Here is a 22,089-nt window from a genome sequence, read left to right as displayed (position 1 = left end):
TTAATACCTCATTCATTGTATCAACAAGCGCAGTTAAGGTATGATCGGTAATTTTGTGGTCAATTAATTTTCGAGTCAGGTCACGAATAATTCGATAACAGGCAGCTTCATCACGGTATATTCTCTCTTGAAAAAACTGCTTGAAAAAGTGTCGAAAGCCCGCAGTAAACTGATGAATTCAGCCAGACTTGTTCAATAAACCCGGGAGGCGTTTAAATAACTCTTTCTCATACCTATCCATAATCTCTGTTATCCGAAATCTTAAAAACCCGCTAAAGGAATCCAGCACATTAAAGTCTTCTTCCGTCAGCCCTGATTTTTTCACTAAATGTAAAAATTCATATCTTAATGGATAATGAGCCTTGTCTACTTCAATTTCATTATAAGCAGCCACAATAATCTGCATATCAAAATTGAATAACGCTTCTATTGCTTCTATTAAATGAAAGGCTTTTTCAAACGGAAGCAGGCTTGCAAGGTGTTTGGATATGATTTGACAATATCGATGATTAGTGGAAATGTACCATGGTAATTCCAGACCTATTCTTGAATGTACCCTTCCAATTAAAAACCGGTTTTCTATATAACTATCATCTATAATGGGTGTGAATATTTGGGTTAGATATCTTCTTTGAGCGATTTTTAACCTTTCTAAACTAGAATGCCGGTCAATAATTTTATTTAATTGATCCGTTTTATATATTTCATCATAAAGTTCTTCTACAATATCTTCTGTTAAGGGAATTAATAACTCCTTATGAAGGTGAATGAATTCCAAAGAGGATTCCGATACTCCTGTCAAAGCCATTTGTGATAAGTACTTTTGATCTTTTATTATTATATATGCCACCTGATGTCACCCTTCCCTTTTATTTGCACCAATTAAGAATGGGCTCTTTTGTTTAAATCAAAAGTATAGCTTATTTGGTTTCTGCCGTTTCTTTTGGAGGTATAAAGCAATTCGTCAGCTTTTTCAATCGCCTGATCCAAAATCATAGTGTCATTAAACTCGGAGACACCTATTGACACTGTAAGATGAATCTTTTGCCGTTTATTTTCAATAGAATAAGAAGTGCTTTCTATTCCCATTCTGATAGACCTGACAGTTTCGTATAATTCATCTGCTGTATTAGCAGCTATAAAAAGAATAAATTCTTCACCGCCATATCTTCCCAAAATACAGCTGACGCCATCATTCATAAATACATGTTCTAAAATGGTTTGAGCCACCTTCTGTAATATCTCATCCCCATTTAAATGCCCATAGGTATCATTAATGGACTTGAAGTGGTCAATATCAATCATCACAATATAGCTTTTCTTTTCTGATATAGTAAAAAGTTTCACCTTATCTCTAAAAGAACGCATATTATATAATCCAGTTAATGGATCCCTCTCAGCATAGAATTGCAGCTGCTCCTTTAACTGCATTTGCTTAGAAGCATCACGGATAAAGAAATATAAAATATAGCCCGTGCCCATTATAGATAAAATACGAATGATAAATATTTCCTTGAACACATTCCAGCCATCTGGAACCAGCTTAATAATTGGGATGTCTGAGATAAACCAGCACATAAATAACAAAATGAACAAAGACAACGGCTGCGGCAATTTCTTCTTATGATGAAAAAAGAGTAAAGTAATCATGACCGGTGCAATCATTCCAAAAAGAACACCTGGCACAGCACCATCTCCGCCCATGCCTAGCCGCCAGCTCACGGCCAGAAATAAGGCTGGGATTGCATATTTCCATCCCCACCTTAAGGAAAAAAAGACAAGCGGTATAAGTCTTAGATCAAATTGATAACCAGCATACTTTATTGGCAAATAAAATAGCGAAATAACAATGACTGATGTCAGAGCAATTGAGACAACCTTAAATAAATACCCAGGCAACTCCCTTTTATTTTCCAGTAAAACAATAAGACAAAGGTGCATAAAAAGGATAATCGCCATATTCGAAAGGCTTGATTGTATAATTTCCTTCATTCTCAGTTCCCATCTCGTAAATTTGGCTTATCTGCCGGGAATTCCTCAAAAAATTTATGCTAAGTGCGATAAAATGATTTCAAGCGCTTATACTTCTTTTCAATTGAAAAATATGTTCTATCCAATTTCAAAGCTATTTCTTGGTAGGAAAGACCCTTTTTTGCAAGAGCCAAAAGCTTCTGTTCCTCAAGGGTTGTCCAAGCTCGATAATTACTGACCTTCTTATTTTTCTTACGTTCCTCCTTTACCCATGCTGGCTCAGGAGGAAGAGAATGGGGTTCAATCGAAGAAAAATTGATTTTCTCTTTATTCCAATAAGCCCATTCCCAAAAATCAGAAATTTTTATAAAGGTAAAGAGCTTTTTATATCTTGTTTTTCTCCGATGACAACGCAAGCCGTGCCGTTCAATCCACCCAACTACCGTGTTTCGGTCAATATCTATTAATTTAGCTAACTCTCCCGCAGTAATCATTCCATTTTGCTGTTTCGTATTTGAGGTTCCTTTTTTCCTTATTAGGGCAATCTCTAATGATTTGGGAGATTTACCTAAGTCATTTGCTATTTTTTCTAATGAATATCTTCCAATATTTTCATCAATATAGCGCATGTCCTTTTCGGTATAACACATTTGATTCTTCTTTTCCTCCCTGATTAATTAGTTAATCCTAAACTTACTAATGTAATCTTGCAGCTCCTTGGCCATTGAGGCTAAAGCTTCTGATACTGATGTAATCTCTTGGGCACTGGCGGTTTGTTCCTCTGCTGCTGCCGCTACAGAGGAACTGTGCTCCGCTGTCTTGATTGCTATTTCCTCTGCTTCGGAAATCGTTTCAACAAGCTCATTGCTTCCTGCGTTGATTTCCTGGATAGAGGCATTAATAGCAGTAATCATTTCTGATACGACTTCTATATCATTTTTAATTAAGAAAAAGGATTGGCTGGCGGAGTCTACCAATTTTCTGCCCTCTTCAACCTCCCCTTCACTTTCCTTCATAACTTGCAGGGTTTGCTCTACCTTTGTTTGAATATCATTAATTAACTGGCTTACCTGATTTGTTGCCTTTTGTGACTGCTCAGAAAGCTTTCTCACTTCATCTGCTACAACAGCAAAGCCTTTTCCATGTTCACCCGCACGGGCAGCTTCAATGGCCGCATTTAAAGCAAGCAGGTTTGTCTGGTCAGATATACTTTCAATTAATGAGATAATTTGTACGATTTCCTTTGATGTTGCGCCTAGTGAAAAAGTAACGTTTGACATATCATTGCTAGCTTTTTGAATGGTATTCATTTGACTTTGTACTAGATGGAGCATTTCAAACCCTTTTGTTGCGTTTCCTGTCGTATTAGCTGCCGCATTGGACAAATCTTCAACATTGCTTGTTATTAGATGAATGCCTCGATCGATTTCCTTTACTGTCTCTGTTGCATGCTTTGTCCCGTCTAGCGAACTGGCGGAGTCTTCAGAGACCATTTGTATGGAGGAAGCAACTTGCTGGCTGGCACTGCTTGCCTGTTCAGCACTTGCACTTAATTGTTCCGAAGTCGCAGCCACCCGTTCGGCATTTAATTGTATATTTGTGACCATTTCTTTTATGTTTTGAAGCATGACATTAAACCCGGCTGCTAAATCTCCAATTTCATCCTTCTGTGTAACTTGAAGCTCTGCAACTGTTAAATCTCCATTGGAAAGCTGCAGCATTTTATTCCGCACGTTTAGAATTGGGTTAGTTATCCGTGAAACAATTAATAAAATAAAAGTTAATCCAATAATTGAAACGGCAATTATTGAGATTAATAGATATTGAAGTATTTTTGCTGCTGGGGCGTTAAAGTCCTTATAATAGGCGCTTCCGCTTATCACCCATCCCCATTTATTATGGTAGGCAGAGTATGCAATCTTTTCTTTACCCTCCCAAATGTATTCCGTATATCCCCCGCTGCTTTGATGCGATTTTTCAATAAAATCCTGAACATATCTTACCCCGTTGCTATCTTTAGCTTCGAATAGATTTTGTCCTTCTACGGTAGGATGGCCAACAACATATCCTGTGTCATCTAAAATAGTAATATAGCCATCCTTGCCAAAACGGAAGGAAGACTCAATAGTTCGTTTTCCTTCATCGGCTGCTTGGCCAATAAGTTCTTGTTTTGCTTGTTCTTGAGCTTCTTCCAGCGTAATCTTCCCATTTTCAACTTCCTTTTCTAGAAGATTTATAGTAGAGATTGCAATTGAAACCTTATCTTTGATTCCTTCTTTTCCTAAGTCATTTAGGGAATTACTGGCATTATGGTATTCTAGTAAGCCTATAACTAGACATGGGATTAATGTAAGCATCCCTGTCAACGCAATAAGCTTTGTTTTTAGTGACCTCATCATCGTTGAGCACACACTCCTAGCAAAAGTTTAAACACACTTCTTTCCTCCTATGTATAATTGCCTTCTAGTTTTCAATATTTTACCTTTTACATATTATTACTTGATTTACAATCACACTATAGGGAAAAACCCTATTTCGACAAAAAATTTACCCTATATTGACAAAATTCAGCATGTTTCGTAACAAACTTGTAAAAATCATGTCAGTTTATAGGGCAAATCGTGATTTATACTTTATTTAAATGTCTTATAATGGGGGTCTTATAGTGATTTCTGTCCTCATAGCCGATGACCACTCAATTGTTCGTTCAGGAATTAAACTAATGATTAATAAACAGCATGATATGAAGGTAATAGATGAAGCTCAAAATGGTGAAGAAGTTGTTTATAAAGCTCTTGAGAAATGCCCCGATATTGTCATCATGGATTTAAATATGCCCAAAAAAAGTGGACTTCTTGCCACTAAACAAATTAATGAAGAAAACAAACTAATAAAGATTATTGTTTTAACCATGCACGATGACAAGGAATATCTATTCCGTGTTTTACAAGCTGGGGCATCCGGTTATCTTCTGAAAAGCCATGACGAAGAAGATTTACTCGAGGCGATTCGTGCAGTCCATCACGGGGAAGCCTTCCTTTACCCAAATGCAACCAAGCTTTTATTGGAAGAATATATAAAAATACGTCCGGCTGAAGAGGACGATCGTCAAAAGCTAACAGGGCGGGAACAAGAGGTTCTTTCCTATCTGGCTAAAGGATTCACTAATCGGGAAATTGCTGATACTATGTATCTTTCTATAAAAACAATAGAAGCTTATCGGTCAAAAATCATGGATAAATTAAAGATGAATACACGTCAAGACCTTATTAAATTTGCAATAACGAGTGGTATCATTGACTATACTTCATGGGGAGAAGATTAGATTGGAAGAAAAGGTCTTTTCAAATAAGATATTTGAGATGTATGAAGAGGAAAAAAGGCATATATCGAGGGAACTGCATGATGGAGCTGGCCAATATTTATATGCCATTCTTATAACAATTAATTCCTTGGAAAAAGAAACTGCGACAGACAAAATTGATGCAGGCCTTAAAACAATAAAAATGTTAACAAAAAATGCCATGCACGAGATCAAAGATATTGCCCAGACGCTGCGCCCCAGAACATTAGATGATTTAGGCCTTATTCCCGCTCTTCGTTCCTACCTTGAAACATACAAACAAGTTTACGGTATCCCAGTTACATTTGAAATTTCCGGCGAGGTCGGAAGACTATCTCCTGAGATAGAAACATCCCTTTATCGTATTAGCCAGGAAGCCTTAACCAATTCAGCAAAATATGCCAAAGCAAGCCTCATCCAAGTTTCTATTATGATAGAAGAGGACACTATTCTCCTAATGCTCAAGGATAACGGAACAGGCTTTAACATAGAAGATTATGAAACGACCAGAACAAAAAAGGGGATTGGTTTATTTAGTATTAAGGAACGAGCTGAGGGCCTTGGAGGGTCCGCCTGTATTAATTCGGAGACCAGTTTAGGAACGACTATTAGAATTCAAATTCCAAGACATTAGCATGGATTATTCAAACAACCGTAAAAAATAACTCTTTTCTGAATTAACGTGGTAATATAATTATGTATATTGATAGGAGGTATAACATGAAAAGAAATAAATTAGCAGTTGTCGGAGTCGGCCATGTTGGCTCGTACGTGCTTGCAGATGCTATGAAATTAGGGCTTTTTGCGGAAATTGCTGTGATTGATGCTGACAAGGATGTTGCTTATGGTGAAGCTCTTGACCAAGCACACGCTACCGCTCTTACATATATGTCGAATACTTCGGTGCGTGCCGGGGATTATTCTGAATGTGCGGATGCAGATGTGATCATTTGTGCCGCTGGTCCAAGCATGACAAAAAGTGAAGCAGATAAGACACCAGACCGCGCAAAATTAGCTGCTGTCAATGCGGAGGTCATTCGTGAGGTAATGGCCGGCATTACTAAATACACAAAAGATGCCATCCTTATTATGATTACAAATCCTCTAGATACGATGTTATATATCGCAGAAAATGAATTCGACTATACCAAAGGACGCGTATTTGGAACAGGGACGATGCTTGATTCCGCACGCCTACGCAAGGTAATTGCCGATAATTATGACATCGATCCCAAAAGCGTTACTGGTTATATGATGGGCGAACATGGACATACTGCTTTTCCAGTGTTAAGCCGTTTAAGTGTACAGGGATTTGGCGAAAAAGAATTAGATCAAGTTTTTAAAGGAAAAGAACCTTTAAGCCGTGAAGGCATCAAGGATCAGGTAGTCAAAGCAGCCTTTAACGTGCTTAATGGCAAAGGCTGGACAAACGCCGGCATTGCCCAAGCTGCCGTTACATTAGCAAAAGCAGTGTTGCTTGATGAACGAAGTGTTTATCCGGTTTCCACCACACTGCACGGTCAATACGGATATGATGGAGATGTGGCATTAAGCATGCCTTGCATTATTGGAAGAAATGGCGTTGAGCAGCAGCTGGAAATTGAGCTTGATGAACAGGAGCTGGAATGGCTACATCAATCGGCAGACTATATTAAAGAAGCGATGAAGGTTGCAAATACAGGTAAGTAATATTGGGCAAACTGTTCGCTTTCGAAAGACAAACATGACCTTTCAGACAAGTCATGGCATAAAAAAAGCAGAGCGAATTTCAACCGAAATTGCGCTCTGCTTTTTTTCATGGGAATCCAGGGCGGGATTCTGACTGCTATAGGTAACTATTCCGGTTAGAGTGTCAGAATCAGGGTAGCTTTCTGACTCCCTTTGCCGATTTCCCCGATTGAGCTGCCAGAATCAGCGCTCCTTTCTGACTCCCTTTGCCGATTTCCTGATTGAGCTGTCAGAATCGGTACTCCTTTCTGACTCCCTTTGCTGATTTCCCGATTGAGCTGTCAGAATCGGTGCTCCTTTCTGACTCCCTTTGCCGATTTCCCGATTGAGCTGTCAGAATCAGCGCTCCTTTCTGACTCCCTTTGCCGATTTCCTGATTGAGCTGTCAGAATCAGCGCTCCTTTCTGACTCCCTTTGCCGATTTTCCCGATTGAGCTGTCAGAATCAGCGCTCCTTTCTGACTCCCTTGATTGCGATTTATTTTCTGAGCATAATAGCCTTTTATTAGCGCTATTGCATGAGTAAGATGGTAATGGCTGTATTAGTTCTTGTCAAGCTCCTTATACCATTTATCCTTCCACTCTTGAACTTTGGCTTCAATCTCGTCGTGGGCTTGTTTTGCTTCCTCGTCTTTTTGGTCCCTTACTGCTTTAAAGTGTTCATTGCGCAAATCGCGCATTTCCTTTGCCTTTTCCCTAACGGCTGCTCCTGCCTCATCGCTAATAAGCTTTTGATCTTCTAAAAAATAGGAAGCAGATATGATTCGATTAGCTTCCCGCTCCGAAGCATTATATAACGGACTATGAATATCTAACAGTCTTTGTTTTTGCTCCACAAATTCATGAAGCATGACACCCTGCTGGCTGATGAGCTGAAAAATGCTTGGCTGCCACTTTTTCAAAATAACATCTTCGAATTCTGACTGATCCCGGACAGTCGCATAATCTCCGCCGCCGGCCTCTGCCGCTTGCTTCAGCTGCTTTTGACCCTCGTCATCCACATCGAAGCCAATGATATTTACTTTAGCCTGAATATTACTTTCGTGCAGCTTTTTAGCTGCTTCGATAGGGCTGCCATCACAAGTTTCGATTCCATCGCTTACGATATAGACAATATTCTTATATTCATCACTGGAATAGGCTGATAGAAGTTCATTCGCCCTCTCCATCGCTCCCGCTAAAGGGGTCCAGCCGCTAGCCTGAAAAGAATTCATTGCTTTATTGAACTGCCCCTCATCATAGGATCCTAGCGGATAAAGGGTTTCAATAGCTTTGCATGATTTCTCCTTATCAGAATCCTTCCCAGTCCCTTTGTGGCCATAGGCAAGAAGTGAAACATTTATATCACCCTCAAGCTGGTCTGTAAATTGTTTAATCGTCTCTTTGGCAAGATCCATTTTCACTCCACCTGTGACACTTGCCTTCATGCTTCCGCTCGCATCCATTAAAATCACGACATTTGTTTTCTGTTTCTTAGCTAATTCGATTTCATCCTCTCCGTCTGGGAGATCTGGCATCACATAGCCATGGTCGTAAGAGATTAATTTATCATAATATGATTGATATTGTCCGGAAGCAAGCTGATAGACAAGATAATCATAGATTTGATCACTCGTTAAATCCTTGTGTTTCTCAAAATAATTCTGCAGCTCCTTGTTTGCGATCGGGGTAAACGTTTTATCGATAAATTTACTGTATTTAAAATAATCGATGGCCCCAACTGTCTCAAGCTTTGGATCTATATATTCCTCAACAAGTTTGCCCGGGCTTTGGGCAATCATTTCTTCCAGCCCTGCGGGTGCTTTTGGAATCTCTTCACTCGCCTTTTCTTCCTCTATCTTCTTTTCAGCACCTATTTCATCCTTTACATTGGAAGATGGTTTCGCCTGGTCAGCGCATCCAGTTAATAAGAGAAAACACAAAAAACAGCTAACTAGTTTAGCAGTATGGTTATTAAACACGTCTAAATTCCTCCATTAATATATACTTCACCATTGATTAAGTTCTTCTGAGATGATTTTACAGTATTTTCAATCTTCCTCTTAAGGGAAAAATAAAAACAGGAAATAAGTAATGGGATTAAAAAAGCAAATTTGAGAGGAGTAGTAACAAAGTTTCATAAAAATTTCAGATAACTTTTATAAAATACGTGGTAATTTGATTATAAGGGGGTCATGTATATGAAAATACTATTAGCTGAAGATGACCAAAGGCTCGGCAAGGTGCTTTATCATATGCTTAAGAAGCAAAGTCATCAGGCAGATTATGTGGAAAATGGCCAAGATGCGTTAGATTATGCAGCCATCACAACGTATGATGTCATTATTCTTGACTGGATGATGCCTGTAATGGATGGGCTGAAGGCCTGTGCAAACCTTCGCCAAAATGGGTTTCAAGGCGGCATTATTATGCTAACAGCTAAAGATGAGCCCGAAAACATTGTTACTGGTTTGGATCATGGAGCAGATGATTATCTTGTAAAGCCTTTTAAAATGGAGGAATTACTGGCAAGAATACGGGCTTTGTCCAGGAGAAGAGACAAACCCTTTGAACAAGAACTAACTGCTGGGAACATGCAATTAGATTTAGCATCACACAGGCTGCTTCGCAGCAATGAAAAAATTGAGTTAACCAAAAATGAATTTCAATTTCTCGAATACTTATTTCGCAATAAAGGCCGGGTGCTCACCCGTGAACAGATAATCGACCGAATTTGGGGGTATGACAGTGACGTTACCGATAATGCCCTCGATGCTCTCGTGAAGCTGGTGCGTAAAAAAATTGATCTGAAAGGGAAGCCCTCTTTTATTCAGAATGTAAGAGGAATTGGATATAAAATGAGAGATGAAGATGTTTAATCCGATACGCAGAAATTTAACCATTTTATTTACCGCTTCCTTTTTTCTATTTTTACTCGTGATATTAATCTTGATTTACACCTTAATGTTTAATGCCATGGAACAGCAGCAAAGGGAGGAACTGGAGGAACATTACTCCACACAGCAGCATGATTTAATGGAACACACGGATGATGAAAACCAAACAATCTCCTACGATCCCAATCGTTCCTACTTCTATTATGTATTCAATGTGGAAAAGGAGATTATCCATGGTGATGAACAATTCAAGGGATTTTTTAACACCCTTAAAAGCCGTTTTCCGGAAACACTTGAAAAGTCTAGGATGGCAAAGATTGAGTGGCAGCAAGAACATTTATTGCTTCTTTATAAGCCAGTAAAATCAATGGAACAACCGCTTGGTTTTATCGTCGTTGGACAATCAATCACAGACCAATACCACTTTTTTCAGAGAATCCTATGGATATTTATCATCATGCTCCTCATCGCAACTGTACTGTTATCGGTTTTAAGTTATTATTTAGCAGGAAAAGCGATGAAGCCGATCGAAGCATCTTTTACTAAGCAAAAAAGATTTGTTTCAGATGCCTCACATGAGCTGCGAACACCGTTAAGCATCTTTTTCAGTTCATTGGAGCTGCTGGAATCCGAAGACAAAGAACATCTGAGCCCACTCAACCAAGAGGTTTTGGATGACTTAAAATCAGAAGCCTTATCGATGAAGGAATTATTGGAGGATTTATTATTTTTAGCGAGGAATGACCAAAAGGAGTTTTCTTTAAAAAGGGAACATTTCTCCCTAACGGATTTAGTCTTATCAATCACAAGAAAGTTTTCCCGTATCCTTCCAGCTGCCATTCAATTGAATACTAACATTGAGCAAAACATACAAATGTATGGGGATAAAAATAGAATACAAGAGCTTATCTATATTTTATTAGATAATGCTATAAGGTATACGAAAGATGGCACGATCTCGCTTTCCCTGGAGAAAGCCGGAAATAATATGATCATTACCGTTCAGGATAGCGGTGTTGGCATCAATGAAAAGGACCTTCAGCGTATTTTCGAACGCTTTTATCGCGGCGATGCCGCTCGAGCTGGATCAGGTACAGGATTGGGACTTTCCATTGCAAAGTCTATTGTCGATTTGCACCATGGAACCATTAAGGTTAAAAGCGAAATAGGCAAAGGGACGAACTTTTACATTACATTCCCAATGGAAAAATAGAAACATTCGTCTGCTTTTCCATTGGGCTATTTTTTTCTTATAGTCGTCCGTCTTTTCTTCATCCTTTTCTAATACTCTGCAGCTTTGCTGAGGTGCGGTCTTTCTGCTGCGCTGTTTTCTTATTTTGCTCATTCAGCAAAGCCAATAGAAGGACCGCCATCACTATGATAATCGAAGCCATGTAGAACGAGTAAACACCAATGTTTGCCGAATCAGTACCCAGAAATAAACCATGTACTACCATTCCAAGCCAGGAAGGAAAGACAAGAGTATGAATCTTTTTCCACAGCGGACGTCCAAGCACTTTCATCATGACATCCGATGTAAATATAACAATTAAGAACAATAGGAAAGCGATTGTTCCAATTCCGGATAAAATCGGACTGTAGGAAGATGCAAAAGGAATGAGGATCTCCCCTAACCCATACGGCTGATAGGAGTCAATCAATAATAGCAGCATATGAACAAGAACAGTTACCAGCCCTGCCCACGCGGAAGACAGGTGAACCTGAAACAAGATGGCTTTTTTATGTTTGAAGAAGGCAAACTGACCTAACATTCCAAAGATAACGGATAAGGTAAAGAAAAGGTAGGCCAGCAATCCAAATAGGCGAATCAGAACCCATGTATTCACTAACTCAAAAAACTCCATCTGTTATCTCCTCCTTTTCAAGTTTAATTCGGTCACTTTCCCTTAATAGAATGTAACGGCATTGCGGATAATGATCTGTAAACCACTGTTCCCGTTCCTTTTCAGGAAGTAAAAAGCACATTTTTGCAAGTACTTCTCCGTCGAGCAGATGTCCGGTCACCGCTGTAGCCTGCACAACATCAGTCCTTATTGGTGAGCCTGTTCTGCCATTTAACAGATGATGTTTTCTTTCACCTGCTTGCATCCAGCTTCTGTACAGCACATTTGATGTAGCGATCGCCCCATTTTTCATTGTGATAAGCCCTATTTCTTCCCCTTCCTTAAAGGGATTGGCTATCCCAATCTTCCACTCCTTTATGCCATCTGACCACATGGTTATATCTCCGCCGCCATCAACAATTCCATACTTGGCACCTGCTGTTTTTCTTAACCATTTGGCTGCGCTTTCCATCGCATACCCTTTGGCAATCCCGCCAAGATCCACTTCCTGATTGGTGTTTTTAACGATGGTGCTGGCATCTAGAAAAAGAATGGGCTTTGACTCATTCGCCACATGTTCATGGAGCTGTGCGTTGGAGGTTCCTGGTGCTTTGGAAAAAGGAAACGATTTAACATACCCGCTTCGTTCCATTTGTTTTTTTAAGTAAGGGGAAAAGAGCCCCGCTGTTTTTTCATAGTATTCATTGGCACGATATAAAACTTCATATAAGGGAGCCGGCAGCACAATCTTTTCACCCTTTGGTATGTTGTTTAGCATAGCCAATTCATTATCATCACGGAATCGCGACCATTCTTGATTGACATATAAAAACCATTGCTTTATTTCATCTTTCCAGCTGCTTCTTTGGCTATTGGAAATTTCAATGTAGACATTTGTATTCATTACATCCATTGAAAAGGTTTCCATTATTTCACCATCCCCGCATTAAGTCCTTCTTGTCGCTCGGTCACTGCGTTCCCTTTCATACGGCTGAACTTGAGTGATTTCGAAATTCGTCCAGTCTAACGAAAGCAACTCTTTTTCCCGGTCGGACATCGATTCATCCATGACAATGCCCGGCTGTATAGGGTCTTCCCCTTTACCCAGGGTATCTATTTGTGTAAGTAAAAAGGCTGAAAAAGTCACACCAGCTGCTCCGATGATCCACTTTGCTTTCTTATCTGCTTTCATGAGTAATCCTCCTCTATTGAATTAGCTTTGAAAAAAGAAACACTTGCTGTTGTTCATCCCATTCCACCGAAAAGCCTAAACCATTTGCCACGACACTAATTGGCAAGTAAACATCACCATTAAAAAACATCGCTGCTGCCGGAATCGGCGTTTTTACTTTATCTTCATAAGATACATTTGTGTCTGCACGAAAAATAAGTTCCGTGTCATCCATGCTGATTTCGAGGATACGGCTAGCAGGGTAGAATACGGCTTTTGCACCTAAAAATTCACTTACCCTTTTGCCTGGTATAAAAATTTCTCCCTTAGATGGGATACTGTAAATAGACAGCTGTTCACCCGATACGCTATTTTGATAGGCAACATTTTTCGGCTCAGAAAATGGCAATTCCCCCTTTACTGATTCCACTGTTCTCGTCCATAAATACCAATGGGAACCGCTGCTGCCGATGTCATTCATTTGTTCATTATCATAGTAATACTCATCATCCTCGTCATCGTCATACTCCTCATCGTCATCCTCACCCCTCCAATCCTCCTTGTAATATTCATACTCCTCATAGTCGTCATCATCGTCATGACGGTCATCCGCCTTAACGGTAAAATTGACGATGTTTAATAAAAACAACACGGACAAAAGGATAAAAAACTTTTTCATGCTGCTTCCTCCCTTCTCATCTTGTAGATAACTATAAATAGGAAGTCTGAAAGAAATCTGAAATTCATTCAATAAAAAAAGCTTCTCAAAAGTTTTGGTTACTTTTGAGAAGCTCCAGTTAAGATCGTGGATATCCACTTGAATGTGGGTGTTATTTCTTTGCTTTCGTTTCATCCTTTGAAAATACAGCATTATAATTTTTGACGGAAGAGGATTCCAAAAAGGTCTTTTTCTTTTTTAGGTACTTCTGGTTCAGTACCACCACTTTTTTATTCTCTCCAGGCGTGTATTTTCGGTAAACGGTTTTGTATTTTTCAAAAGCCCAGTTTCCCAGCAAATAAAGGGGTAAGGTCATGAAAATGAGAATGACTAACTGCAGGGCCATGTTCAATTTGTTCTCAAAGACATAGTAAGTCAGGCAAGCGTTTGCTCCAAGGGAAACCATCAAGATAATAACTACATTGCAGATATGAAAAGGGAGAACATCTTCTTTTTCCCGAAACATCCGCTCAAGCTCAGACTTGAAATAAAGCGTAACAAACACTGCTATGACTATGACAATAAGGGTAATCAAATATGTAAGAATATAGTCCATTTCTACGAACCCCTCACTCTCACAAATTTCGGACTGCGTATGATAACTTCATTGTAGCATAAGTCCGTATTAGAGCGGGCTTTTGGACAGTATTAACTCATTTTCCGTAAAAGCTGTCAGAATCAGGATACCTTTCTGACAGCTTCTACTTTTTTCCCACTCCCTTGTGTCCGTATCTCCAGGGATTTACACAGGGTAATCTTACAAATCCTCAATAACAATATAAGTCATATAATTAGGTCCGTGCACGCCAACGACAAGAATCAGCTCGATATCAGCTGAGTTGCTTGGGCCGGATATGAAGTTGATGCATGGCGGCACCTTTTCTCCCTGCAATACACGCTTACGCAGGGAAGCAGCTGCCTGTGTCATCCTCGGCACAATCATGCTCTTCGGTATTAAAATAATAGACTTCTCCGGTAAAAAGTTCACTGCGCGGCCATGATTTTTATAACTAAAAAGGACAGCTGTTCCCGATTCAGCAAGCATCTGCTCGGCAATCGTAATGCCTACATTAGCCTTTTCGGCAAGCGAGACGTTTTCACGCCCTTTGGCAGGATCCCAAGTGTTGACAGGTACCTGTTCTTTAGGCAGACGTTCATTGAAAAGTTCAGTTAATCCGTAATGCCCGAAGCGCTCATCCTGCCAAGCTATGACCGGACCGCCTCCGTATGATTGAATCGTCTCATAGACAGCCCCTGGTAAGTCAGCAAGCTTAGTAACCACACAGCTTGTATTGATCAATTGACATTGTTTCTGCAGCACCTCAAGCAATTCATCCTGTGTTTTATCCTTCAATACTTGATACTGCGGTGCATATGACCACTGTGGCGGCTCAATAGCGGATGGGACTTCGCTGCGCTTAAGCTTTTGTGAAATTTTTTCTATAAAGGCCTGGCGGTTTTGAATTTGCCCTATCATGACTCGTTTCCTCCCTTTGCTCTATTTTCAAACCAGTCGCGGAAACGCTCCTTATTTGGTGCAGGGAATTCGCGTGCTTCCATCCAATTTTTCAGCGGGCCTACTCCTTTGGAGATATGGCTATCTTTAATAATTGGCTTTAATGCTTTTGATGCGATTTTCGAACCCATATTATAAAGGCCTGATGATGAAGAGCCCATTCCAAAAATGGACATAAGGAAGCGTTCAGATATTGGTGCGCGACCTTCTTTTTCCACAATGACCTGACGATGTTTGTGAAGCAATTCATGCAGCGGAATTTTCACCGGACATACGTCGGTACAGGCTCCGCATAGTGTTGAAGCGAAAGGAAGCTCCTTATATTCATCATATCCGCCAAGCAGCGGTGAAAGCACTGCTCCAACCGGACCAGAATAAATTGAACCGTACGAATGGCCGCCAACATGACGGTATACCGGACAAACATTGGCACAGGCTGCACAGCGAATACATTGTAAAATAGGCTGAAATTCGGTCCCCAATATTTCAGAACGGCCATTATCGACAATAACCAAATGAAATTCCTCTGGACCATCTGCATCCCCCTCACCGCGCGGACCGCTAAGCACCGTTACATAACTAGGCAGTTTTTGTCCGACGGCACTTCGTGTCAGCATGTTGACTAGGACTTCTAGCTCCTCAAAGGTCGGAACGAGACGCTCCATCCCCATCACAGTAATTTGTGTTTTTGGAAGAGAGGTTGATAGATCTGCATTTCCTTCATTTGTGACAATACAAACCGATCCCGTTTCAGCAACAGCAAAATTACAGCCTGTTATGCCAATATCAGCCGTTAAATAATCATTGCGCAGCATTTTACGTGCATGCTTTGTCAACTCTTCTGGGCGAGACGACCCTTCATAGCCATGATGACTATGAAAGCTTTCCTGTACCTGTTCCTTATTGCGATGCAGAGCAGGTGCAACAATATGCGACGGAAGATCATTATCAAGCTGTAAAATATATTCGCCTAAATCGGTCTCAACCACCTCAAGGCCGTCTGCCTGCAAATGATGGTTTAGATCAATCTCTTCTGTTACCATCGATTTTGACTTAACAATTTTTTTTGCATTTTTTTGTTTGGCGACACCAGCAATATACTCACGCGCTTCCTCTGCGGTCGAAGCAAAGTACACATGGCCCCCAAGCTTGGCCACATTGTCGCTCAGCTGTGTGAGGTAGTAATCCAGATTCTCAAGAACATGCTGGCGAATCTGTTCTCCAAGTAAGCGCCATGTTTCCCAGTCTCCCAATTCCTCTACAGCTTGCAATCTCTTAACCTCTAAACGGTCTTGCGCACCCGATACGGCACCGCGCATAAAAGTATTTTGAATCCCTTCATCCACACGGTTTTTAAATGGCTCACTGCCTACTTTCATTGGCATATTACTTCACCTCCGCCATGCGATTATTTAAGATTTCCGCAATATGCAGAACTTCCACCTTTGCACCCACACGCTCTGCCCGTCCGCGAATGTTCATAAGGCAGCCTTCATCCGCTCCAATTAAATATTGAGCACCTGTTTCAATGATATGCTGAACCTTTTCGTCTACCATTTGTTCAGAAATCTGTTCCATTTTAACCGAGAAGGTTCCGCCGAAGCCGCAGCATGTGTCTTTGTTTGGCAGTTCCGTATATTTTAAACCGCGCACATTCGATAGCAGGGTCATTGGAGCGCTTTTTACACCAAGCAGCCGAGTCATATGGCATGACATATGATAGGTAACATTCCCATCGAAGGCAGCACCAACATCTTCCACACGAAGTACATCTACGATAAATTGCGTAAGTTCATACGTCTTATCAGCAACCTTTTTTGCACGAGGTTCCCAAATGGGATCTCCCCGGAATACTTCTGGATACTTTTTGAACATATAGGCGCAAGAGCCTGAAGGACTAACGATATATTCAGCTTCCTCAAAAACTTCTATCATATGCTTCATGGCTTCTTTTGAGTCTTTTACAAAACCTGCGTTGTAGGCTGGCTGACCGCAGCAAATTTGTCCCTTGGGAAACTCTACTTCACATCCGAGATGCTCTAAAAGTTCAACCGTAGATTTTCCAACATTTGTACGGAACATATCCACTAAGCAGGTAGCAAAAAGGGCTACTTTCATGTTCACTCATCTCCATTTATATTTAATAAAGAAAATTTCGTTAATTTACACTAGAAAAGCAGAAAATTTCGATGCGGCAACTTGTACCATAAATATGTTTCTATAGGCATCTTTATGTGTTAAGCCGATCATACCATCTTCTATTATTGTAATCTATCACTCTTCCTTATTAAATAACTAAAAACAAAAAGGCTGCACAACCCAATTATTTAGTAATTAAAAAAGAGGTTGAAACTAAGCGTTTCAACCTCTTTTTATTTTATATTACTCTTCGTCCATAAAAGGATAGGCAATGTCTGTAGTTGGTGCAAAGTTTTCCTTGATAACACGTGGACTTGTCCAACGAACCATGTTGAAAACAGAACCTGCTTTATCGTTTGTACCAGAACCGCGAGAACCGCCAAATGGCTGCTGATTAATCATTGCGCCAGTTGGTTTGTCATTAATATAGAAGTTTCCGGCTGCGCCAGATAAGCGGCGTTCCAAGTGCAGAATAGCTTGACGATCTTGTGCAAAGATAGAACCTGTCAATGCATACATAGACGCTGTATCTAATGAATCCAGTGTTTCTTCTAATTTATTATTTTCATAAACATAGATTGTTAACACTGGTCCAAAGATTTCTTCTACCATTGTTTTGAAGTTTGGATTTGTTGTCACAATGATTGTCGGTTGAACGAAATATCCAACAGAATCATCATAAGTACCACCAGCAATAATTTCTGCCTCTTCAGAAGCTTTAGCGTAGTCGATATAGCTTGCAATTGAATCAAAAGCCGCTTTATCAATGACTGCACCCATGAAATTAGTAAAGTTGCGAACATCGCCTACTTTAAGCTTCGCTGTTTCTTCCAATAAGCCAGCTTTTACTTTTTCCCACATGCTTGCTGGAATGTAAGCCCGTGAAGCAGCAGAACATTTTTGACCTTGATATTCAAATGCACCACGAACAAGATTAGCTACGACTTTATCAGCTTGTGCAGTTTCGTGAGCAAACACAAAGTCTTTACCGCCTGTTTCCCCAACTAGACGAGGATAGGATTGATAATTAGTAATATTTTCTCCTACTGTTTTCCAGATTGTTTGGAACGTACTTGTTGATCCAGTAAAATGGAATCCAGCCATGCGAGGATCCGTTAATACTACTTCTGAAACCTGTGATCCGCGAGAAGGAACGAAGTTGATTACGCCTTTAGGTAATCCTGCTTCTTCTAAAATACGCATAAAGTAGTAGTTTGCTAGTACAGAAGTTGATGCTGGTTTCCATACAACTACATTCCCCATCATAGCAGGAGCTGATGGTAAGTTCCCGCCAATTGCTGTAAAGTTAAATGGAGAAATAGCTAATACAAAGCCATCTAATGCACGGTAATCTAAACGGTTCCATACATTCTTTATATTATCCGGCTGAATTTGATAGATTTGATTAGCATAATCAACGCCAAAACGTAAGAAATCTGCTAATTCTTGTGCAGAATCAATTTCTGCTTGAATAGCTGTTTTGGATTGGCCTAACATTGTAGCAGCATTTATTACGTCACGGTATGGACCAGAGATTAAATCAGCAGCTTTTAAGAAAACAGCAGCACGGTGCTCCCATGGCGTATTTTCCCATGCCTCTTTTGCAGCCAATGCCGCTTCCACAGCAGCACGCAATTCTTTTTCTCCAGCTACTGAATAGTTTGCTAGTACATGTTGGTGATCATGCGGCATAACTACTTGCTTCACTGTATCTGTCTTAATATCTTCACCATTAATAATCACAGGAATATCGACAACCATCTCAGATTGGCGTGCTAATTCTGCTTTTAATGTTTCTCTTTCTTTTGTACCTGGTGCATATGAATTCCCAGGCTCATTTATAGGTGTTGGGATTTTGAAAACTCCGTTACTCACTCTTTTCACATTCCTTTCTGTTTAAATATCCAGGGGCTCTATGAAGTTCTTTTATTTAGCAAAATTATTATAACATAATTTTTCTTTTACTGCGATTTCCTTAATGTTATTATTTACTACTGTCCCTGCTTAATTGCTATAACCCTAATCCTTCTATAATCCGCTTCCCAAATGCCTTCTTTAAACAACTTTGATTGTATCTGATCTTTTATCTTTTCGTATATAATCCTTTTATCCTCTAACAGTGACTCTGGGAAAAATCCCTTGGCAAAGCTATCTAGAAAACGATATAATCCATACTCACCATCTGGCAGCAGGGTTGGTCGATTAAAATGATGAGCAAATGTTACCTCAAATCCATTCTGTTCCAGCAATGTACTGTATTCCCCAATACTAGGAAAATACCAGGGGTTTCTTGTGTCTGTATCTACCCCATACTCTTCTTTAAGCACCTCTTCTATTCCGTGAATAATGGTTTGTACATTTCCTTTACCGCCAAATTCCGCAACAAAACGGCCACCTGGGATTAAAGCCTGCTCAACAGAATGGACTACTTGTTCAGCATTTTTCATCCAATGAAGGGCTGCGTTTGAAAAAACAGCATGATACTTTTCATCTGTTCTAAAGGTCTCACCATTATCATGCATGAACAAGATAGAAGAATACTTTTCACGAGCCTTGTTAATCATTTCAACGGATGCATCCATTCCCGTCACGATTGCACCAGACTTAGAGATTTCATTGGAAAGGTCCCCTGTTCCGCATCCCAAATCAAGGATTCGTTCTCCTTGCTTTGGTTCAAGCAATTCAACGACTCCCTTGCCATAATGAGATACATAGGTGAATTTATCATCGTACAATTTAGCATTCCAAGCGTTAACAGCACTCATATTTTTGCACCTCACCAATTATAAGAATATTTACATTTTATCAGATGAAATAGAGAACGCAAAAACATTTCCTGCGGTGGAAATATACATCTATATCCATAAAAGCTTGGGTATCGTCTGGTCTAATTTGGTCCACGTTTGGCGACTAACACCGACACTATCTGCTAGATACGATAATGGACCCACACGTGTCCTTCGTACTCTTCCATTTTAAATCCTTGCCAGCCCTCTGCGAGCTTTTTTTGCTGGGCACCAAAGTCGTCCATTCTTATTGCAAGTGTTTCATTCCATAATTTTTTCTCATCTTCTTCTAAATCTTTTACAAAAATATACCTCATAGCTCCGCCGTACTTTTGTTTCAATGCTTTTATCTTCATTCCTTGGATAAATTTATCCTTTAAACTCGGAATATTGAAAGGTGCAACCGTACAACACACATAACGATATCTGTGTGGATCTGTATATAAATCCTGCATTATTAGTGAGGCAAGTGTTTTTTGCAATTGATTGCCCCTATACTCAGGAAGAACATTTGAAATTTCCTGGTAGATCACTCTTGGAAGCTCTTTCTTTGATAATCCAATATCCCATCCTAAATGCTCTTCATCAATCACTGGAACGAGCAGTGCCCGAAATGCTATTAGTTCATCTCCAACAAATGCACCAATCATTAATCCGTTTCCGTCTAAAATAAATTGAAACTCCTCACTCGAGAGAGGCTGTAATACATCTTTTTCTATCAAGTGTTGAACCACTTGTTCTTGTACATGTAAAATATTTGGCAAATAGTCGGCTGTTAATTTTCGAACAGAATACGGGTATGACTTGCCATGTTTATTAAGTATTCCTTTATAAATATTGTTCACATTTCCTGTCCCCTTAACTCACAACATCTTCAAAAACAGTTAGTTCACGCAAATTCTTTTCATTTATTTCTATACCTAAGCCAGGTCTATCCGATAATCGGATATTAGGAACATCATAATGCAAATCACCAATATCCTTTGAAAATTTTAAGGGACCTGTTAATTCTACACTTGTGATGACTTTTTTGGAAAAAGCAACATGGAAACCCGCTGCAGATCCAACAGAAGATTCAACCATTGATCCTACTTGACAATCAATGCCTGCGAGCTCGGCCTGATGTGCAAGTTTTACTGCAGGATAAATACCGCCGCATTTCATCAATTTAATGTTTACTTTATCAGCAGCTCGTTTTTGAATAATTTCAAGCATTTCACGATTTCCTTTTATGCCTTCATCAATCATCAATGGTACAGCAATCTTTGACTTTATTTCAGCCATTCCATCAATGTCATCAGCCACTACTGGTTGTTCAACCCAATCTAACTGGCAATCTGACAATTGATTAAGCGCAACAAGTGTTGTTGCACTATTTTTCCATCCTTGGTTTACATCAATTCGAATCGCAATATCCTCTCCTACCCGTTCCCGGACAGCTTGAATTCGTTTTATATCTTGACGGACATTCGTTCCAACTTTCATTTTAAAAGATTGATAGCCCTTTTTCATCATTAAAGCAGCTTCATCTGCCATCTCTTCTGGATCTGCAATACTTAAAACATGGGTAATTGGAAACTCGTCATGGAAACGACCTCCAATCAGCTGAAAGACAGGCTGCTGCAGTTTTTTTCCCATAATATCAAAGCACGCTATATCTAATGCTGCCTTTGCAGTCGGCGCTCCGTAAATAGCTTTGTTCATAAGATCATGGATTTTTTCAATTTCCATCGGGTTTTGGCCCAGCATCGCCGGTCCCAGTGTATTTTTTAACACTTGGTAAATCCCTTCCCATGTCTCGCCAGTTACATGTTCATCAGCAACACCTTCTCCATATCCGACAATTCCTTCATCCGTTTCTATTTTCACAATAACTGACGGTATATGATTGTATGTGTGGTAACTTATGATAAAAGGAGCTTGAAGAGGTAAATTGATAGCATAAAGGTAAATAGCTGTAACTTTCAATTATATAACTTCCCTTCTATATAAATGAGA

At 39.8% G+C, this 22,089-nt stretch carries 22 protein-coding genes; 5 read left to right on the top strand and 17 right to left on the bottom strand.

All coding sequences use genetic code 11. The features are described from left to right. Positions 1-178 precede the first annotated feature (178 nt). From AC1Q59_RS08770 to AC1Q59_RS08755, 4 genes are read right to left on the bottom strand one after another with little or no spacing between them, the layout of a single operon-like run. The gene (locus tag AC1Q59_RS08770; protein ID WP_492365435.1) at positions 179-850 is read right to left on the bottom strand and encodes a protoglobin domain-containing protein; all 672 of its coding nucleotides are present in this window, start codon (positions 848-850) and stop codon (positions 179-181) included. A 32-nt stretch (positions 851-882) separates the two neighbouring features. Beyond that, entirely contained in the window at positions 883-1,992 is a 1,110-nt protein-coding gene (locus AC1Q59_RS08765; protein ID WP_492365434.1) for a diguanylate cyclase, read from the bottom strand. 59 nt (positions 1,993-2,051) lie between these two features. Then, the gene (locus AC1Q59_RS08760) at positions 2,052-2,621 is read right to left on the bottom strand and encodes a DNA-binding protein (protein WP_492365433.1); all 570 of its coding nucleotides are present in this window, start codon (positions 2,619-2,621) and stop codon (positions 2,052-2,054) included. Between the two features lie 27 nt (positions 2,622-2,648). Then, positions 2,649-4,370, bottom strand: coding sequence for a methyl-accepting chemotaxis protein (locus AC1Q59_RS08755; RefSeq protein WP_492365432.1), 1,722 nt, complete (start codon positions 4,368-4,370; stop codon positions 2,649-2,651). A gap of 266 nt (positions 4,371-4,636) precedes the next feature. On the opposite strand from AC1Q59_RS08755, the gene AC1Q59_RS08750 reads away from it, so the two are divergent. The 3 genes from AC1Q59_RS08750 to AC1Q59_RS08740 all read left to right on the top strand — a co-directional run bounded on the left by AC1Q59_RS08750 (position 4,637) and on the right by AC1Q59_RS08740 (position 7,003). Continuing rightward, on the top strand, positions 4,637-5,296 hold the full coding sequence (locus AC1Q59_RS08750) for a response regulator (RefSeq protein ID WP_492365431.1): 660 nt from the start codon (positions 4,637-4,639) through the stop codon (positions 5,294-5,296). Between the two features lies 1 nt (position 5,297). Then, positions 5,298-5,948: a sensor histidine kinase gene (locus AC1Q59_RS08745; RefSeq protein WP_492365430.1), complete on the top strand. Its 651-nt coding sequence runs from the start codon at positions 5,298-5,300 to the stop codon at positions 5,946-5,948. Between the two features lie 86 nt (positions 5,949-6,034). After that, a complete protein-coding gene (locus tag AC1Q59_RS08740) occupies positions 6,035-7,003 on the top strand; it encodes an L-lactate dehydrogenase (protein ID WP_492365429.1) in 969 nt (322 codons plus the stop codon). Between the two features lie 580 nt (positions 7,004-7,583). Here AC1Q59_RS08740 and AC1Q59_RS08735 read toward each other — a convergent pair. Next, positions 7,584-9,002, bottom strand: coding sequence for a vWA domain-containing protein (locus AC1Q59_RS08735; protein WP_492365428.1), 1,419 nt, complete (start codon positions 9,000-9,002; stop codon positions 7,584-7,586). A 219-nt stretch (positions 9,003-9,221) separates the two neighbouring features. On the opposite strand from AC1Q59_RS08735, the gene AC1Q59_RS08730 reads away from it, so the two are divergent. Both AC1Q59_RS08730 and AC1Q59_RS08725 read left to right on the top strand, forming a co-directional pair. Next, positions 9,222-9,899 (top strand): response regulator transcription factor, encoded by a 678-nt coding sequence (locus AC1Q59_RS08730; RefSeq protein ID WP_492365427.1) that lies wholly within the window; start codon positions 9,222-9,224, stop codon positions 9,897-9,899. Further along, a complete protein-coding gene (locus AC1Q59_RS08725; protein WP_492365426.1) occupies positions 9,892-11,130 on the top strand; it encodes a sensor histidine kinase in 1,239 nt (412 codons plus the stop codon). Before AC1Q59_RS08730 ends, AC1Q59_RS08725 begins: the two co-directional genes overlap by 8 nt. Before the next feature lie 58 nt (positions 11,131-11,188). Here AC1Q59_RS08725 and AC1Q59_RS08720 read toward each other — a convergent pair whose 3' ends face one another. From AC1Q59_RS08720 to AC1Q59_RS08665, 12 genes are all read right to left on the bottom strand, one after another. Beyond that, on the bottom strand, positions 11,189-11,782 hold the full coding sequence (locus AC1Q59_RS08720) for a ferric reductase-like transmembrane domain-containing protein (RefSeq protein ID WP_492365425.1): 594 nt from the start codon (positions 11,780-11,782) through the stop codon (positions 11,189-11,191). Continuing rightward, positions 11,769-12,689 (bottom strand): FAD:protein FMN transferase, encoded by a 921-nt coding sequence (locus AC1Q59_RS08715; protein WP_492365424.1) that lies wholly within the window; start codon positions 12,687-12,689, stop codon positions 11,769-11,771. The genes AC1Q59_RS08720 and AC1Q59_RS08715 overlap by 14 nt, the downstream gene beginning before the upstream one ends. Before the next feature lie 18 nt (positions 12,690-12,707). Beyond that, positions 12,708-12,953, bottom strand: a complete 246-nt coding sequence (locus AC1Q59_RS08710) for a hypothetical protein (protein ID WP_492365423.1) — start codon at positions 12,951-12,953, stop codon at positions 12,708-12,710. Between the two features lie 13 nt (positions 12,954-12,966). Further along, complete coding sequence (locus AC1Q59_RS08705) at positions 12,967-13,611, bottom strand: copper amine oxidase N-terminal domain-containing protein (protein WP_492365422.1); 645 nt, start codon at positions 13,609-13,611, stop codon at positions 12,967-12,969. Positions 13,612-13,762: 151 nt separating this feature from the next. Next, a complete protein-coding gene (locus AC1Q59_RS08700; protein ID WP_492365421.1) occupies positions 13,763-14,206 on the bottom strand; it encodes a hypothetical protein in 444 nt (147 codons plus the stop codon). A gap of 201 nt (positions 14,207-14,407) precedes the next feature. Next, on the bottom strand, positions 14,408-15,127 hold the full coding sequence (locus AC1Q59_RS08695) for a LutC/YkgG family protein (protein WP_492365420.1): 720 nt from the start codon (positions 15,125-15,127) through the stop codon (positions 14,408-14,410). Beyond that, a complete protein-coding gene (locus AC1Q59_RS08690; protein WP_492365419.1) occupies positions 15,124-16,551 on the bottom strand; it encodes a LutB/LldF family L-lactate oxidation iron-sulfur protein in 1,428 nt (475 codons plus the stop codon). Before AC1Q59_RS08690 ends, AC1Q59_RS08695 begins: the two co-directional genes overlap by 4 nt. A gap of 1 nt (position 16,552) precedes the next feature. Further along, on the bottom strand, positions 16,553-17,284 hold the full coding sequence (locus AC1Q59_RS08685; RefSeq protein WP_492365418.1) for a (Fe-S)-binding protein: 732 nt from the start codon (positions 17,282-17,284) through the stop codon (positions 16,553-16,555). A 264-nt stretch (positions 17,285-17,548) separates the two neighbouring features. Further along, complete coding sequence (gene pruA / locus AC1Q59_RS08680) at positions 17,549-19,180, bottom strand: L-glutamate gamma-semialdehyde dehydrogenase (RefSeq protein WP_492365417.1); 1,632 nt, start codon at positions 19,178-19,180, stop codon at positions 17,549-17,551. 116 nt (positions 19,181-19,296) lie between these two features. Beyond that, positions 19,297-20,070, bottom strand: coding sequence for a class I SAM-dependent methyltransferase (locus AC1Q59_RS08675; RefSeq protein ID WP_492365416.1), 774 nt, complete (start codon positions 20,068-20,070; stop codon positions 19,297-19,299). Positions 20,071-20,234: 164 nt separating this feature from the next. Beyond that, a complete protein-coding gene (locus AC1Q59_RS08670) occupies positions 20,235-20,936 on the bottom strand; it encodes a GNAT family N-acetyltransferase (RefSeq protein WP_492365415.1) in 702 nt (233 codons plus the stop codon). Positions 20,937-20,949: 13 nt separating this feature from the next. Next, on the bottom strand, positions 20,950-22,059 hold the full coding sequence (locus AC1Q59_RS08665; RefSeq protein WP_492365414.1) for a mandelate racemase/muconate lactonizing enzyme family protein: 1,110 nt from the start codon (positions 22,057-22,059) through the stop codon (positions 20,950-20,952). Between the last annotated feature and the right edge of the window lie 30 nt (positions 22,060-22,089).

The organism is Cytobacillus sp. MT66 (assembly GCF_058792595.1).
This window is presented reverse-complemented; position numbering and strand designations above follow the sequence as displayed.

Excerpts from the sequence above, each read along its gene's own strand:
- AC1Q59_RS08730 (WP_492365427.1), top strand. The coding sequence starts at position 9,222 with ATGAAAATACTATTAGCTGAAGATGACCAAAGGCTCGGCAAGGTGCTT.
- AC1Q59_RS08685 (WP_492365418.1), bottom strand. The coding sequence starts at position 17,284 with ATGAAAGTAGCCCTTTTTGCTACCTGCTTAGTGGATATGTTCCGTACA.
- AC1Q59_RS08760 (WP_492365433.1), bottom strand. The coding sequence starts at position 2,621 with ATGTGTTATACCGAAAAGGACATGCGCTATATTGATGAAAATATTGGA.
- AC1Q59_RS08675 (WP_492365416.1), bottom strand. The coding sequence starts at position 20,070 with ATGAGTGCTGTTAACGCTTGGAATGCTAAATTGTACGATGATAAATTC.
- AC1Q59_RS08700 (WP_492365421.1), bottom strand. The coding sequence starts at position 14,206 with ATGGACTATATTCTTACATATTTGATTACCCTTATTGTCATAGTCATA.
- AC1Q59_RS08720 (WP_492365425.1), bottom strand. The coding sequence starts at position 11,782 with ATGGAGTTTTTTGAGTTAGTGAATACATGGGTTCTGATTCGCCTATTT.
- AC1Q59_RS08690 (WP_492365419.1), bottom strand. The coding sequence starts at position 16,551 with ATGCCAATGAAAGTAGGCAGTGAGCCATTTAAAAACCGTGTGGATGAA.
- AC1Q59_RS08695 (WP_492365420.1), bottom strand. The coding sequence starts at position 15,127 with ATGATAGGGCAAATTCAAAACCGCCAGGCCTTTATAGAAAAAATTTCA.
- AC1Q59_RS08715 (WP_492365424.1), bottom strand. The coding sequence starts at position 12,689 with ATGGAAACCTTTTCAATGGATGTAATGAATACAAATGTCTACATTGAA.
- AC1Q59_RS08765 (WP_492365434.1), bottom strand. The coding sequence starts at position 1,992 with ATGAAGGAAATTATACAATCAAGCCTTTCGAATATGGCGATTATCCTT.
- AC1Q59_RS08725 (WP_492365426.1), top strand. The coding sequence starts at position 9,892 with ATGTTTAATCCGATACGCAGAAATTTAACCATTTTATTTACCGCTTCC.
- AC1Q59_RS08755 (WP_492365432.1), bottom strand. The coding sequence starts at position 4,370 with ATGATGAGGTCACTAAAAACAAAGCTTATTGCGTTGACAGGGATGCTT.
- AC1Q59_RS08710 (WP_492365423.1), bottom strand. The coding sequence starts at position 12,953 with ATGAAAGCAGATAAGAAAGCAAAGTGGATCATCGGAGCAGCTGGTGTG.
- AC1Q59_RS08740 (WP_492365429.1), top strand. The coding sequence starts at position 6,035 with ATGAAAAGAAATAAATTAGCAGTTGTCGGAGTCGGCCATGTTGGCTCG.
- AC1Q59_RS08705 (WP_492365422.1), bottom strand. The coding sequence starts at position 13,611 with ATGAAAAAGTTTTTTATCCTTTTGTCCGTGTTGTTTTTATTAAACATC.